The following is a 15407-nucleotide window of genomic DNA, read 5'->3' on the forward strand; positions in this document are numbered from 1 at the left end:
AAAAGCCCTGAACAGTTTGAGCAGGAGTATTATACTAAACTTGCAAGTTCAGTGTGCCGCTAAACCGGACCACCTCACTATTCTTAGTGTCACTATTGACAAAACAAGTTTTTGTTTATCTTGGCAAAAGCAATTAAAACCTAAACTTATCTTATGCTTCACAAAATGTTTACTAAACGTGCCGGCCTTATAGCTATCGGTCTGGCAACCAGCGCTTTTCTGTATAGCTGCGAATCATCTATTGAGCTTCAGCTCCCCAAAGACCCGGCAGGCGCCGCACGCGTGGCCGCAGGAGCAAATTATGTGCCAGGCGAACTGATCGTAAAGTTCTCAAAAACAGCAGGATTAGCAGGCCGTCTGAACGCATTGACCAAAGTAAAAGGGCAGGTTGCCGAGAAGATCCTGACAAAACTGATGGAGCAGAGCGGTGATACGGAAGGTATCGCGCTGGTAAGCACGTCGCTTGATGTTCTGGAAGCGATTGATGCACTTCAGGGACTTCCGGAAGTGGAGTTTGCCGAGCCCAATTACATCTACCAGCACAACGCCACCTCCAATGATACGTACCTGTCTAACTTATGGGGTATGTCAGCCGGCGGTAACGTATATGGCAGCCAGGCCATCACAGCCTGGGCAAATAATAAGACCGGTTCAAATACGGTCTACGTCGGCATTATCGACGAAGGGTATATGTATACCCATGAAGATCTGGCCGCCAATGCCGGTACCAACCCGTTTGAAATTGCCGGCAACAAGAAAGACGACGATGCTAACGGTTACATTGACGACGTGTATGGCTGGGATTTCGCCGGTAATAATAATACGGTTTTTGACGGAACGGCCGATGACCACGGTACCCACGTAGCCGGTACAATCGGTGCAGTCGGTGGCAATGCCAAGGGCGTGGCCGGTGTAAACTGGACCGTTAAACTGCTTTCCGGTAAGTTTCTGGGCGCAAACGGCGGAACAACCGCCAACGCAATTAAAGCAATCGACTACTTCACAAACCTGAAGAAAAAAGGTCTGAACATCGTAGCCACCAATAATTCATGGGGCGGCGGCGGTTTCTCGCAGGCACTTCAGGACGCAATCGAACGTGCCAATCAGGCAGGTGTGTTATTCATCGCAGCTGCCGGAAACGGTGGTACCGACGGAATTGGTGACAATAACGACGCAGTAGCCAATTATCCGTCTAACTACCCGAACAGTAATGTAATTGCGGTAGCCTCTATCACCAGTGCCGGTGCGTTGTCAAGCTTCTCAAACTACGGCGCTACGCAGGTAGACATCGGTGCTCCGGGTTCAGCTATCTATTCAACGCTTCCGGCAGCCGGTAGCAAATCGACCTATGGTTCTTACAGCGGTACGTCGATGGCCACGCCGCACGTGACCGGTGCCGCGGCCTTGTATAAATCCATTAATCCGTCAGCTACAGCGGCCCAGATTAAAGCCGCTATCCTGAACGCAGCTACGCCAACACCTTCACTGGCCGGCAAAACCGTTACCGGCGGCCGCCTCAACGTGTCGACGTTCTAGTTAAAACTAACCTCAATTTAAAAAGCCGCCGGTACGTTTTCTCCGGCGGCTTTTTTGTTTAAGAAGTATTAACATCAAAAATAGTCGGGTTAGCGTTTACCTTTGTAGCCGGATTACTCCGGATGTTGCCCGGCCAACGCTTAATCGCGGTGCAGCTACGAAGTCGATTGCTATTTATGAACTACAGACTGCTTGTTATACTTTTTCTGTTTTCGCTACCCGTCCTGCTGAGCCGGTGCGCGCAGGTGGCCCAGCCTCCGGGTGGCAAAAAAGATTCGCTGGCCCCCGTATTACTGCAAAGTATTCCGGCTAACCGCGAGCTTAATTACCGGGGCAAAACTATTGAACTGACATTCAACGAATACATCAACGCGGAAAATCTGGTGCAGAAAGTGCTGATTACCCCACAGGACAGCAACACCTTTGTGCCCAAAATTATGCCGGAGGGTATCCGCCTGACCTTTAATAAACCGTTCCAGCCCAATACGACCTATACCATCAGCTTTGCCGATGCCATCCGCGACATTACGGAACGGAATATTGCTAAAAACCCGAAAATCGTGTTCAGCACCGGAAATTCCATTGACTCCCTGCAAATCAGCGGGACGGTCGAAGATGCCGAAACCCGCAAGCCGATTCTGGGCATGGTCGTTGGTTTATTCAGTCCGAAAGATACGTTGCCGATCCAGCGGAAACGGCCGCAGTATTTTGCGCGCACCGACAGCAGCGGTAATTACCTGCTCGAAAACGTCAAATCGGACCTGTATCAGATTTATGCGTTCGAAGACAAGGACCTGAATCTGGTTAATAACCAGCCGGGCGAGCGCATTGCCTTCCGCGATTCGGTGATCGACCTGAACAAAAACCTGAGCAATATTAACCTTAAGGCCTTTAAGAGTTACGTAAAGCCACGCATCAGCCGCCGCGAACGAACCGACGAAACCGTCGGGCTGGAATTCAGCAGTGGTATGGCAAGCTACTCGGTCCGGTACCTGAAATCGATCAGCGACACCACTGTACTGGCCAGTCCGTCGGATACGCTGGTGTCATTTCTGGAACGCCCTACCCTCATCCGGCTTTACAAACAGCCCGCCAAAGCGGCGACAGATACCGTCCATGTACTGATTACGACGGAAGACTCGACCGGCAACCGCAACCAGTTTAAGGAACGGCTTTATTTCTCGACACTGAAATCACGCGCAAAGGACAAGGTAAAATTGAACGCCGATGTTACGCCTAAATCGGGCGAAAGCGTAGATAAAGCCGTAGAGATTAATATCACTTTTAATAAGCCGGTCACCAGGACGGATGTATCAAAAATCCGGCTCTACCGCACCGACAGCACCAAAACCCAGCCATTGACGGCCGAAAATCTGACGTGGAGTAACCGCTCATCGCGGTTACGTATTACCCGTACCACCACCCTGCGCGACACAATGACTTTACTGATCCAGAAAGGTGCGTTTTTCAGCATACAGGATGACACACTGGCACGGCAGAAATATGTATACAGGGTACTGGAAGCCGATGATTACGGATTAATTGCGGGGCGCATCAACCGGCCGGAAAAAAACTTTATCATTGAGCTTACCGACGAAAACTACAAGGTCATCCGAACGGCCTACAATACACAGAATTACTCGTTTCCAAAGCTCAAGCCCGGCCGTTACCGGCTCCGGCTTATTATCGATACCAACGGCAACCGACGGCGGGATACGGGAAATATTCAGCGTCTCGAACAGCCGGAAGAGATCATTTACCACCCCGGCATGCAGGATGGTATCATCACCCTCAAACGCGATTTCGAGTTCACCGACATTGACTTTTAAGCAGGACACGTGTCCTGCTTTTTTGTTATATTTGGAGACGAACTAACGAACAAATCTATGTTGACGACCATTGAAGCCATTTATGAAGACGGTAAAATCATCTGGGAAGAGACACCTCCTGCAACAAAGCGCGCCAAAGTAATTGTGACCTTTCTGGAAGAGTCAGAACAACCGGCACAAGCCGGAAAACGTAGAAAAGGAGGATCCATGAAGGGGCAAATATGGATAGCTGACGATTTCAATGACCCTCTCGAAGATCTGAAAGATTATATGTAACATGACATATTTACTTGATACGCAAGCAGCAATCTGGTTTATTGAAAGTAGCTCTGCACTTTCTTCGACAGCTAAACGCTGTATTCAGGATAATGATAATACGATTGTTCTTAGCAGAATTTCGTTATTTGAGATTGCCATAAAAATAAAAATCGGAAAGCTAAAAATAAGGAGAGGTATTAAAGGATTCATTGATGATTTAAATAGTGAACGTATCCATATTTATCCTGTCACAGATACGCATATCTTAAGTTACCAACTTATTCCTCTCTTCGAACAGCACCGCGACCCCTTCGACCGGCTAATTCTCGCCACTGCCCTGGCCGAAAACTGGCCCGTGATCTCTGCCGATGAAAAATTCCGGCTTTATGATGGCGTTGTGCAGTTAATCTGGTAAGCTTTTTCAGTCCACCCCATAAGCAGTTACCTCTTATTAGTCCTCCCGAAGCCCCTAAAATACTCTACTTTTTTTGTAGAATTGATTCCACAAGAATGAGGAAAGTCTGTTCAGCTATGCATCCGGATCAGTTTGGCACACATTCCCGTTCCCGTACTTTCAGAGCATTCAGCAAAAACACAAATCGCTATAGATCAGAACGTTACTCTTTTATCGGCTTTTTTTACATCGTGATCCGGTAAAATTTGGTACAGCATTTGGCCTTTGGTCAGGTAAATCAACAAATCATTACCCCACTATGGACACGATCACAAAGAAGCACAGCAAGAAAGTAGCCATCGTTGCACTGGCCGTTAGTTTAGTCACCGGAGATGTATTGATGAGCTGCAAAAACATAAAGAATAACACAAACAAAACACAGCGCGGAGCCGCTATCGGAGCGGGCTCAGGGGCAGTAATTGGTGGTGTTATTGGACGGAGATCAGGTAATACGGCCATTGGTGCCATCCTGGGTGCAACCGTTGGTGGCGCAGCAGGGGCAGTAATCGGACGGCGCATGGATAAGCAGGCAGAGGAGATGCAGCGCGAGTTACCTAACGCAACCGTCGAGCGGGTCGGTGAAGGCATAAAAATTACATTCGGTTCCGATATTCTGTTTGATGTGGACAAATATGACCTGAAGTCCACCACAAAACGGCAGCTGGATGATTTCGCCGAAACGCTCAACAAATATCCCGACACAGATATCGTTATCGAAGGCCACGCTGATGCAACCGGAGCCGACGATTACAACCTGAAACTGTCACGCCGACGCGCCGACGCCGTAGCAGGGTATCTGAAGTCACGAAGTGTAAAAAACGCACGGATTGATGAAAAAGGATACGGTGAAAGCCAGCCGGTAGCAGACAACGATACAGAATCAGGACGGGCTAAAAACCGCCGGGTTGACATTGCCGTCTTCGCCAATGACAAGATGAAGAAGGCCGCTAAAAACGGTGAACTTGATTAATTATAATCAGTAATGTTATGCCAGCTCTGAAGAAAGGAGATGAGGTTACCTGGAACTTTGCCACTGGTACTGCCAGTGGCAAAGTAACCAACGTGTCGGAACATGATGTAACAAAAACCATCAAGGGCAAAAAGATAAAGCGAAAAGGCTCAGCCGACGAACCTGCGCTGGTAATCAGACAGGAGAATGGTAATGAGGTAGTAAAGTCAGCCAGCGAAGTCAAAAAACAGTAGGTATGGCAACGAATACAGTAGACGACAAAGAAAAAAAGGACATCCGCGCCAAATTTGACCAATTGGTCAACATGACACCAAAACAGATTGAATCTTGGCTTAAAACCGATGAGTCAAAGGCTGTGGGCCAGAAAAAGGGCGACAGCACCGAATCAATCGGCCATAAGTCCGGTAAAAAAATAATCCACATTCTGAAAAAGAAGGTGAGTGAACTTGATGCTGCCGACTACGAGCATATGCAAACAGTAGTCAGTTACATCAAGCGACACTCTGCGCAGAAACCGGCGCATCCGGAAGAAAGCAACTGGGCCTATTCGCTCAAAAACTGGGGGCATAACCCGGCCAAATAATAGGTTTTAGTTGCCATTACAAGACATTTATCCAACTTTTACGTTGTAATTGTAGATAAAGTCTATCAAGCTTCAAAACAATTACAATTAACTCAACGAAATCATGACTGTTAAAGAAACACGGGGTGAAATCCTCGACGCACTGAACAAACTGCTTACCCGTAGCCACGACGCCGAAAAAGGATACCAGGAAGCAGCCGAAAACGCTAAAGATGCTGAACTGAAAAGCCTGTTTCTGGCTCAGTCGCGTCAGCGTGCAGAGTATGCAATGGAATTAGACCGCGAAGTCCGCGCGTTAGGCGGCGATCCGGACAACAGCACGAGCGTGTTATCAAACTTACACCGTGCATGGATTAACATTAAATCCGCTTTTGCGAGCGATGATGATAAAGCAACAGTTGAAGAATGTAAGCGCGGCGATCAGGAAGCGCTGAACGATTATACGGCTGTTTTACAGGAAACTGATCTGGCTGCCAGCACCCGTGAGTTGCTGCTGCGTCAGAAAGAGAGCATCGAATCAGCACATACGTCGATGTCTCGTCTAGCCTTGGTAGTGTAGTGAATGGTGGGATTGGAAAGCCTGCGCCCTTTGGGTGCAGGCTTTTTTGTTTTCGGCACCCGCCGGAATTGGCAGCAACCGCTTATATTAGGTTTTTCACGGTTCATTGTAATACGTTTGCGCAAGGTCTCATGTCAAAAATTACCGAGGTTAATTTTAAGGGCGGACTCCCTATGGAAATTGAGGTGATTCCGATCCGTAAAACCCTTCATAACCATAAATCGATTACCCGCCCCCACCGGGCAACCTTCTACCATATTGTTTGGGTACAGCAAGGCACAGCCACATTTCTGATTGATTTCGAGCCGGTTACGATTCAGGAAAACGCATTCTTATTCATTAACAAAGACCGCGTAAAAGCCCTTACCAGCGACACCCCGCATGACGGCAAAATACTGCTGTTTACCGACGATTTCTTTGCCAGGACCGAAGATGATATCGCCTCACTGCACAGTTCAATTCTTTTTAATGATCTGCTCGAAACAACGGCTCTGCCTGTAGGACATATCCCTTCACTCCAGACCATTTTTAATGAAATTGAAACGGAGCTGACCCACGAGAATGATGCGTATCAATATGAAATTGTCCACAGCCTGCTCAGCGCACTGCTGACAAGCGCCGAGCGCGAACGTAAACGGTCAGGTTATACTGAAATAGCAAAGGATCAGCACCTCGCCTATACAATTCAGTTTAAGGATTTACTGGAGCGTCAGTTTGCCGTGCAAAAATCAGTAAACAGCTATGCCGGCGGGCTTAATATTTCCGAAAAAAAACTCACGTCGGCTACACTCCGCACGCTGGGTAAATCGCCAAAGGCATTGATTGATGAACGTGTTATGCTGGAAGCCAAACGGCTGCTGGTACATACCGGCTTTTCAGTGAAGGAAATCGGCTATAAACTTGGTTTTGATGATCCTGCCTATTTCGGAAAGTATTTCCGGAAACATAGCGGTAAAACGCCCGCGGACTTCAGAGGAAGCTACCTTATCCGCTAACGGAGCAAAAGTACCATCATTTAACCGCTTTTTACCTTTATTACTCCCCGTTTGATGCTGAAATTTGCCATCGAAATCAGTAGTACGCTAAACGAATTAAACACATGAAAATAGCATTGACAGGAGCCACCGGCCAGCTGGGCCGTCTTGTATTATCTTATTTAACAGAGAAAACAGCTTCCGAAAACATTGTTGCCCTCGTACGTTCTGCCGCCAAAGCCGGCGACCTTGGCGTTGAGGTACGCGAAGCCGATTATGAACAACCTGAAACACTGGTGACTGCCCTGACCAGTGTCGATACACTTCTTCTGATTTCCGGCAATGAAATCGGTAAGCGGGCTGCTCAGCACAAAAACGTTATTGAAGCTGCCAAACAAACGGGTGTTACCTGGATTGTCTATACGAGTCTGCTGCATGCCGATACATCAACCATCAGTCTGGCCGGCGAACACCTTGCCACGGAAGCGCTGTTGGCTGAATCAGGTATCCCCTACACATTGCTGCGCAATGGCTGGTATACCGAAAATTACACTGGTTCGGTAGCCGGTGCAGTGGCCGGGGGCGCATATTTAGGCAGCGCGGGCGACGGCAAAATTTCGTCGGCAGCCCGTAAAGATTTTGCCGAAGCAGCCGCAGTGGTCCTGACCACAGAGGGCCATCAAGGCAAAACCTACGAACTCGCCGGCGATCAGGCCTATACCTTGACAGAACTGGCTGCTGAAATTTCGAAACAGACCGGAAAGGACATTCCGTACAAAAACCTGCCGGAAGGCGAGTACGCAGCGATTCTGGCTTCATTCGGCATTCCGGAAGGATTTACCCATGCCATTGCCGGCTGGGATGTTTCGGCGTCCAAAGGCGATTTATTTGACGGCGGCCATCAGCTATCCAGCCTGATCGGCCACCCGACAACGCCACTGGCCGAAACAGTAGCGGCGGCACTGGCAGCGCTGTAAACCTGCTGGTTATACCCGAAAAACGCTGAAGAAACACAGGTTTCTTCAGCGTTTTTTTATTTCATATTGATGCATATCAATTACCCGATACATAGCGTTATTCCCTTGCACCCTTCAAATCATTTTATGAAAACACCCACCTCCTTACATCACGTATCAATTGATTGCACGGTAATGGATTTCAGGATACTACGCGCTGTCTGTGTATTTTTTCTCGCAGCCGGTTTCTCTGTCACCCGGCTCCAGGCTCAAACGCCATCGACAGTCCAACCGGATGACAAACTGCTTGCTGAGATTCAAAAGCGGTTACCGATGGAGTGGGAAATGGAAATCAACGGAAAAGAAGTCACTATCCGGCATCCGGAAACCATCTGGTTTCCGCTCGACATGATTTATCCTGCTGATACAAACCAGCGAAATCAGACAAGGTATGAATTCAGGGAAGGCCGGAAAAAACTAATGGCCGCCCGAAACGCTGGTTTCCGGTTTCTGATTGAACCCAAATGGAGTAAGCAGAAAATGGAAGAGGCACTCAGTTTCAATGATAAAATCTGGCAGGATCCCGATATGGCGCAAAGGGATAAACGAAAGAAAATGAAACGGATACCGTCACACATGAGCGAACTGTATAGCCTGTTTCTACTTTCTGATTACGGTCTGACAGCTGATCATAAAGCTTATCTGCCAACTTATCTTTACGAACAGACCGGCAAAATTGACAAGCTAATTAACCTTTATTGTAAGCCTGTTTATTAAATCATTATTCCGGGAATATAACCGGTATAAACACGGCTTACGATAAAACATTCTGCCTGAACGTGTAGTTTTCTTACCAAACACTCAACATAAGTTTGGCTGGAACGCTACACGTTATGAAAAATACAGAAACTGCAGACGCTTCGCAGGAATCGATTCAGTCGAAACCGGGCAAGCCGTACCCCCGTGGTGCCAATTTTGATGGTCAGGGCACCAACTTTGCTCTTTTTAGTGAAAATGCAACCGCCGTCTGGCTTTGCCTCTACGATGCCGACAAACCTGATCAGGAAAAAGTCCGCATTCCCCTTACTGAACGTACGGAACTGGTCTGGCACATTTACCTCGATGATGTAAAGCCAGGACAATTATACGGCTACCGCGTTGAAGGCCCTTATGAGCCGGAAAACGGTCACTATTTCAATCCGAATAAGCTGCTGCTTGATCCATATGCGCGGGCTATCAATGCCCCGGTCACGCAGGATGATACCTTGCTTGGCTATGATTTCATGAGTCAGGATGAAAACCGGCACCGCGTATTCAATGATTCAGACAGCGGGCCGACGGCTCCGAAAAGTGTGGTAGTGGACCCGGCATTTGACTGGGGCGACGACACGCCACCAGCCATTCCGCTGCATAAGTCGGTTATTTACGAGATGCACGTGAAGGGCTTTACGCACCAGCATCCAACCATCAGCGAGAACATCCGTGGTTCGTATGCAGCGCTGGGCACGCCGGAAAGTATCGGTTATCTGAAAAAACTGGGCGTAACAGCCGTTGAGCTATTGCCGGTACATCAGTTTGCCAACGACAGCTACTGGGGCTATAACTCAATCGGCTTCTTTGCGCCGCACAACGGCTACACCTCATCAGGTATGATGGGTGGTCAGGTAACCGAGTTTAAGGAAATGGTGAAGGCCCTGCACAAAGAAGGCATTGAGGTCATTCTGGATGTGGTTTACAACCATACCTGCGAAGGTAACCAGTATGGTCCGACGCTGATGTTTAAAGGCATTGACAACCGGTCGTATTACCGCGTTGTTGAGTCACAGCCGGAGTTTTATATGGATTATACCGGTACGGGCAACACGCTGGATCTTACTCATCCGCGGGTGCTGCAGCTGGTGATGGATAGCCTGCGGTACTGGGTTACTGACATGCACGTCGACGGCTTCCGCTTCGACCTTGCCCCTGCCCTTACCCGCGACGAAGAAGAAACCGGCCGCGTGTCCTCGTTCCTTGATGCGGTGGCCCAGGACCCGATTCTGGCATCGGTAAAACTCATTGCCGAACCATGGGATATCCAGTCGTATCAGGTTGGTAATTTCCCAGTACGCTGGGCTGAATGGAACGGTCGCTACCGTGATTCTGTACGGGCTTTCTGGAAAAGCGACGAAGGCAAGGCCCATGAAATGACCTGCCGCGTGCTGGGTAGCCCGGATATGTATGCCAATGATGGCCGCTCACCGGCCCATAGCGTGAACCTGATTACGGCGCACGACGGCTTTACGCTGAATGACCTGGTCAGCTACAACGATAAACATAACGACGCCAACGGCGAAGACAACCGCGATGGCCACAACGATAACCTCAGCTGGAATCACGGTGCCGAAGGCCCGACCGACGATGAGGCGATCAATGAACTGCGTGAACGCCAGAAACGCAATTTCCTGACGACCCTTTTCTTTAGTCAGGGTACGCCAATGCTGGTAATGGGCGACGAATGTGGTCGCACACAACACGGCAACAATAACGCCTATTGTCAGGATAACGAAATCAGCTGGATGAACTGGCAGTGGGACGACAAGCAACAGGCTTTATTTGACTTCACAGCGCAATTAACGGCGCTGCGGCAGGAAACACCGCTCTTGAGCCGCCGCCGGTTCTATACAACAGAACAGATTACATGGCTGCGCTGCGATGGTCAGCCAATGGAAGGAGCTGATTACGAAAACGGTCAGACACGCTGTCTTGGTCTGCTGATTGACGGATCAGCCGTTGACGAACAGAATGAAGATGGTACGCAGATTGGCGAAAAGGAAGGCAAAAAAGAAATGCTGCTCTGGCTCATGAATGCGTACTGGGAAGACCTGACCTTCCACATTCCGAAAGGTAGCCGCGGGGGCTGGCATATTCTGGCCGACACGGCAAAAGGACAGGTGCATCCGAAAGAGAAAGTAGTTCGTGGCGGCGAAGGCTTTACCCTACCGGCCCGATCATCGGTGTTGCTGCATTGTCTGTCGTAATAGCAGTATCTTTTTCAGGACCTTCCAGGAAGTTGATAACTTCCTGGAAGGTCCTGAAAAACAGCCCGGGCGTTTAAACGCCCGGGCTGTTTTTTTATCCCCCTTTTGCGAACTCCCACATCAGTTGGACTACTTCGCAATCGTGAATCGCATTGTATAATTCTTCATCTGAGGCAAAACTTAACTGAGGGACCTGATACGCTTCGACATGCACGGTAAAAGCATCCTGCTCGAACGGCCACGGGTCTACACTAAGTTGCCCTTGTGGCTGCTGAAAAATAAAACAGGGTTTGCCGTCCGGCCCTTTACTTATTTCGAGGCGACGGCCATCCGGTGGCAGCAGATCCTGACACAAAATCAGGGAAAGCGCATCACACCATTGCAGGAACGCATAGGCATAATCCGCTTCCTGCTGAGACGCCAGACAGGCTTCACGCCACGTTTTCTGGTTCTTTACCTGCTCATCCAGAAAGGCATCAAGCGCCTTATCCTGCCCACGTTTAGCGGTATACAGGAATGTGGTATGCATGGACAGCATCAGCGCGTTCCACCGGCTTTTTTCCAGTCCGATCCGGATCATATTCCGGCATTGTTCCACAGAATATTCCAGTATTTTAAAATCGAGCGGAGCACCGGCAGTAGTCAGGTGATTGCGCTTCGCCCACACATCCTGCCCGTCGTCGTGCTCGGTCAGGGCAATCAGCGTTTCCACCCAATGCGATGGTCTGAGCCGCTTTTTCCAGCACAGCGCAAGCTGAAAGGCCAGCAGCCCGTGTGCCTGCTGATGAATGATCTGCCAGCCTATATCAATCTGTTTAACAATCATGTCAGTAATTGCTGCTCCGTAAAAAAAGCCACCCTTTACAGAGTGGCTTCGTTAAAAAGAGGAAGCTATGTGGTGAAACGCTCTGGTAAACATTCACCTTCGGAACCATAATTAATGTAATACTACTTTTTCGTTTTCTCCTTCCTTGTAGGTGTCGCCGGTCAGAATGGCGCGGGCCATTTCAAACAAACGAACCATTCGGCTGGAAGTAGAGTCCCAGTACTCTACTGTGTCCATTTCTACTTTCAACAGGGTAAGCTCCGGATCTTCTTTTCCCTCCGGAAACCATGGCTTGGCAACAGGTGACCAGAGCTCATCAATTTTCGCCCGGTCATCTGTCTCTTCGGCATGGCCGGAAACCGAGACATACGACGCATCGCTGACATCAGCATAGCTGACGTTTACCAGTTGTTGATGATTGTCGATCTGTTCTGTTTTCGGAGAGTTTTTCTTCGTAAAGAACCACAGATACCCATCCTGATCCACTTGCATGGTAGCCATTGGGCGGCTCAGTAGTTTGCCGTCACTGCCGACTGTCGTCATCATACCGATTTTGATATCGTCGATCAGTTCACGGACTTTTTTAAGGTGTTCACTGTTTTGTTGTTGCGTATTCATAACGTTGAGAGACGTAAATCACGGACCGTCAGGCCGGTAATTTACTGTTGAGTAATAAAACCCGGAAGGGTTGGATCATAGCAGGATTTTGTCCGCTATTGATTCTTACCTCTACAGCTTCAGCATTCAGGCAGCAACTACGATCTCACTCCACATCTGCTTACCTGCCATGACCCCTTGCTTCCGGATATTTTTATCGATGTCAGACCTAACCGGCTTAACCGGCCCGAACTGTTTACAGTCGATTAGTTATATAATGTTTCGCGGAGGTCGATTCCGTAAAACAAAGATGAAGGTGTTGTTGCCGGATTAGTGGTTTCAATGCTTTCCTGATGAGCCATTTCAAGAATAGAAACGCAGCTCCGGATAGTTTGGTGACACATGGCAAACACCTGTGCACTTTCTTCAGTAGAGAACTTAGCGGCCTCGTCTGCACACTTTTCACAGATTTCGATGCAGGTTTTTGCCAGTAACCGGGTATTTTCTGATCCCCGTACGTATAACATGGCTACCTGACGGCAAACGTCTGCACAGTCAAGGTTAAGGAAGATATAGCGGTACCAGTTTTCGATATCGGTTTTTCTTGAACAGGCCGTTGCTGATTCATCACATAATGTGGCACAGCTTGTCAAGGTGTCGTAGATACTTTTCTTCCAGTTCATAAGTTAAGTTATTTTTCGATGTTGGTAACGGGTGAACGATAATGCTGTTGACTGTCTGTTACAGCCGGCGTGTATAGGAGTAAGCCGGTGCGGGCTCATTAACCACCCGTGCCTGACGGGCCAGCCGGCGTGCCTCAGCAATGCTGATGACAACGGCCTGCGCTTTATCAACTTCTCCGTTTGTGATCAGGAAGTTTGCTATCTCAATCGCTTTCTCACGTGTGCTTGGATTTAGCGATCGCATGGCTGCCGGAAAATGAGTATTGCTCCACATAGCTTTCTCTGTATTGTTCTTTGATTAACTCTATAGCTTATTTAGTGCCATTGTAGACGGAGATAACCTCAGGAAGTAACAAAAAATAAATAACCTCCTGACTAAAAGGCACTTATTATTTATTTTATCCGTGCCAGATACTGTAGAATTGTTTTAATTATTTATTCTGGCTGTGGAATTCACGGGGAGCGTTGGGGAGATAATTACACACTCTTTCTACGTTCAGTAAATAAAACCTATAGTGTCACTATATATTATTAACGGACACAATAAATCCGGATATAAAAAATAATGGTCCGGCTGTCTGCTTTCAGACAAACCGGACCATTATCAATCCTGTCTGGGATTGTTTATTTCGGGAAACACAATTTAAACGTCGTGCCTTCGCCAAGCTGACTTTCAACGTCAATAGTACCGCGGTGGCTGTTTACGATGTTCTGCGTAGTGGTCAGGCCGAGGCCCATACCACTCGATTTACCGGTGAAGAACGGATCAAACAGACGCTTACGGTTTTCTTCAGTAATGCCACTTCCGTTGTCTGATACCATAACACAAACCAGCTCATCATCGTCGCTGCAACGCGTCCGGATGGTCAGAACACCTTTGTTCTGCTCCATGGCCTCCACAGCGTTGATAAACACGTTCAGTAACGCAACTTTCACCTGTTCGCGGTCAATCATTACGGTACAGTTTTCTTCGGTAAAGTCCGTAATTAACTGCATCGACTTCAGTTTAAGCCGGTCTGCTACGAGCTCAATTGTATCCCGTACGACATCGTTCAGGCTCTGGGCTTTACGGTCGAGTTCGCGCGGTTTCGATGAATTGAGCATTTCCGTAATGAGCTGACCGATCCGGTTAACGTTCCGGTTGATGATGTCGGTATACATCGTCAGGTACTCATCGTCCGACGGCAGTTCTTCTTTCAGTTGCTCCAGCGCCAGACTGAGGTTGGTCAGCGGATTGCGTACTTCGTGGGCAATACTGCGGGCAATTTTACCGGTCATACTCAGCTTTTCGGCAATAATCAGTTCCTGTTGCGCCCGTTTCTGCTCCGTAATATCGCGGACGATGCCCTGATACCAGTCCGTTTGCCCCAATACATCCTCAACCGACCATACCGAAATCAGACAGACGCGCCGGCGCCCGTTTTTACTAATCAGCGTTGTTTCAAAATCCTTGATCTGTCCGAATTCCCGGACCGTTACGCGTAACTGCCGCAGAAAATCAAGACCGACAAACAACCGCGCCGGGTTCAGCTGCTGTAACTCTTCTCTGGAATAGCCCAGTAACTGCTCCACCGATGGGTTCGCATCACGGAACTGCATTTTATTATCCATCACAAAGATGGCATCCATCGACCGTTCGAACAGTGTCCGGTATTTATTCTCATTTTTCGACAGCTCTGCCAGCGTTTCCGCCTGCTTAAGTGCATAACGAATGCTGCGGCCAAGTACCTGCGCATCAATCCGGCCTTTCACCAGATAATCGGCAGCACCAAGCTCCAGCGCCGACTGATCAACGCTGAAATCATCCTGCCCTGTCAGCAGAATCATCGGCGCATGGCAACCGTGGCGGAACGCTTCCTGAATCAGGTCAATACCGGTATACTCACCCAGCCGGTAATCGACAAGGTAAACGTCGTATTTGTTGTTACAAACAGCTTTCAGTGCATCCGCATAGCTATCCACCCAGTCAAGGCGGATATTGGCATTTTCCCGCGACGACACCAGTGTACGGGTCAAGACATAATCATCCTCATCATCTTCGACCAGTAAGACATTAATTTTGTCTTTTTTGGTCGTCATGTCCAGTGTTAACTCCAGTTGATTCATAGTATGTAAGCTATGTACCATATCACTTATGGTCCGGCAGCCCGGTGGCGGCGATA

The 15407-nt window shown here is 48.6% G+C and carries 17 protein-coding genes; 12 read left to right on the forward strand and 5 right to left on the reverse strand.

Going from position 1 to position 15407, the window contains the following annotated elements; genetic code table 11:
- The first annotated feature begins 165 nt into the window (after positions 1 to 165).
- The 12 genes from AC23NW_RS30795 (at position 166) to glgX (ending at position 11139) form a co-directional block, all read left to right on the forward strand.
- Positions 166 to 1536, forward strand: a complete 1371-nt coding sequence (locus AC23NW_RS30795) for a S8 family peptidase (RefSeq protein WP_487454359.1) — start codon at positions 166 to 168, stop codon at positions 1534 to 1536.
- A gap of 176 nt (positions 1537 to 1712) precedes the next feature.
- Entirely contained in the window at positions 1713 to 3365 is a 1653-nt protein-coding gene (locus tag AC23NW_RS30800; RefSeq protein WP_487454360.1) for an Ig-like domain-containing domain, read from the forward strand.
- Positions 3366 to 3422: 57 nt separating this feature from the next.
- Positions 3423 to 3641: a DUF2281 domain-containing protein gene (locus AC23NW_RS30805; protein ID WP_487454362.1), complete on the forward strand. Its 219-nt coding sequence runs from the start codon at positions 3423 to 3425 to the stop codon at positions 3639 to 3641.
- Between the two features lies 1 nt (position 3642).
- Positions 3643 to 4038 (forward strand): type II toxin-antitoxin system VapC family toxin, encoded by a 396-nt coding sequence (locus AC23NW_RS30810; protein ID WP_487454364.1) that lies wholly within the window; start codon positions 3643 to 3645, stop codon positions 4036 to 4038.
- 298 nt (positions 4039 to 4336) lie between these two features.
- Positions 4337 to 5047 carry a YiaD family glycine zipper/OmpA-like lipoprotein gene (locus AC23NW_RS30815; RefSeq protein WP_293834768.1) on the forward strand — a complete coding sequence of 237 codons (711 nt, stop codon included), beginning with the start codon at positions 4337 to 4339 and terminating at the stop codon, positions 5045 to 5047.
- 17 nt (positions 5048 to 5064) lie between these two features.
- Positions 5065 to 5280, forward strand: coding sequence for a hypervirulence associated TUDOR domain-containing protein (locus tag AC23NW_RS30820; protein ID WP_487454366.1), 216 nt, complete (start codon positions 5065 to 5067; stop codon positions 5278 to 5280).
- Positions 5281 to 5282: 2 nt separating this feature from the next.
- Positions 5283 to 5630, forward strand: a complete 348-nt coding sequence (locus AC23NW_RS30825) for a DUF3140 domain-containing protein (RefSeq protein WP_487454367.1) — start codon at positions 5283 to 5285, stop codon at positions 5628 to 5630.
- A 103-nt stretch (positions 5631 to 5733) separates the two neighbouring features.
- Positions 5734 to 6189 (forward strand): ferritin-like domain-containing protein, encoded by a 456-nt coding sequence (locus AC23NW_RS30830; RefSeq protein ID WP_487454369.1) that lies wholly within the window; start codon positions 5734 to 5736, stop codon positions 6187 to 6189.
- Positions 6190 to 6320: 131 nt separating this feature from the next.
- A complete protein-coding gene (locus tag AC23NW_RS30835; RefSeq protein WP_487454371.1) occupies positions 6321 to 7184 on the forward strand; it encodes a helix-turn-helix domain-containing protein in 864 nt (287 codons plus the stop codon).
- Between the two features lie 104 nt (positions 7185 to 7288).
- Positions 7289 to 8140, forward strand: a complete 852-nt coding sequence (locus AC23NW_RS30840; RefSeq protein WP_487454373.1) for an SDR family oxidoreductase — start codon at positions 7289 to 7291, stop codon at positions 8138 to 8140.
- A gap of 126 nt (positions 8141 to 8266) precedes the next feature.
- Complete coding sequence (locus AC23NW_RS30845) at positions 8267 to 8896, forward strand: hypothetical protein (RefSeq protein ID WP_487454374.1); 630 nt, start codon at positions 8267 to 8269, stop codon at positions 8894 to 8896.
- A gap of 116 nt (positions 8897 to 9012) precedes the next feature.
- Complete coding sequence (gene glgX / locus AC23NW_RS30850; RefSeq protein ID WP_487454375.1) at positions 9013 to 11139, forward strand: glycogen debranching protein GlgX; 2127 nt, start codon at positions 9013 to 9015, stop codon at positions 11137 to 11139.
- A 94-nt stretch (positions 11140 to 11233) separates the two neighbouring features.
- Here the strand turns inward: glgX and AC23NW_RS30855 are convergent, their stop codons facing one another.
- From AC23NW_RS30855 to AC23NW_RS30875, 5 genes are all read right to left on the reverse strand, one after another.
- A complete protein-coding gene (locus AC23NW_RS30855) occupies positions 11234 to 11965 on the reverse strand; it encodes a DUF3891 family protein (RefSeq protein WP_487454377.1) in 732 nt (243 codons plus the stop codon).
- 111 nt (positions 11966 to 12076) lie between these two features.
- Positions 12077 to 12583, reverse strand: coding sequence for a pyridoxamine 5'-phosphate oxidase family protein (locus AC23NW_RS30860; RefSeq protein ID WP_293844697.1), 507 nt, complete (start codon positions 12581 to 12583; stop codon positions 12077 to 12079).
- A 245-nt stretch (positions 12584 to 12828) separates the two neighbouring features.
- Complete coding sequence (locus AC23NW_RS30865) at positions 12829 to 13245, reverse strand: four-helix bundle copper-binding protein (RefSeq protein WP_293844694.1); 417 nt, start codon at positions 13243 to 13245, stop codon at positions 12829 to 12831.
- Between the two features lie 58 nt (positions 13246 to 13303).
- Positions 13304 to 13489 carry a hypothetical protein gene (locus tag AC23NW_RS30870; RefSeq protein ID WP_293844692.1) on the reverse strand — a complete coding sequence of 62 codons (186 nt, stop codon included), beginning with the start codon at positions 13487 to 13489 and terminating at the stop codon, positions 13304 to 13306.
- Positions 13490 to 13869: 380 nt separating this feature from the next.
- Complete coding sequence (locus tag AC23NW_RS30875) at positions 13870 to 15351, reverse strand: two-component system sensor histidine kinase NtrB (protein WP_487454378.1); 1482 nt, start codon at positions 15349 to 15351, stop codon at positions 13870 to 13872.
- Positions 15352 to 15407: the final 56 nt, after the last annotated feature.

It is taken from the genome of Arsenicibacter sp. R0_47, assembly GCF_057652235.1.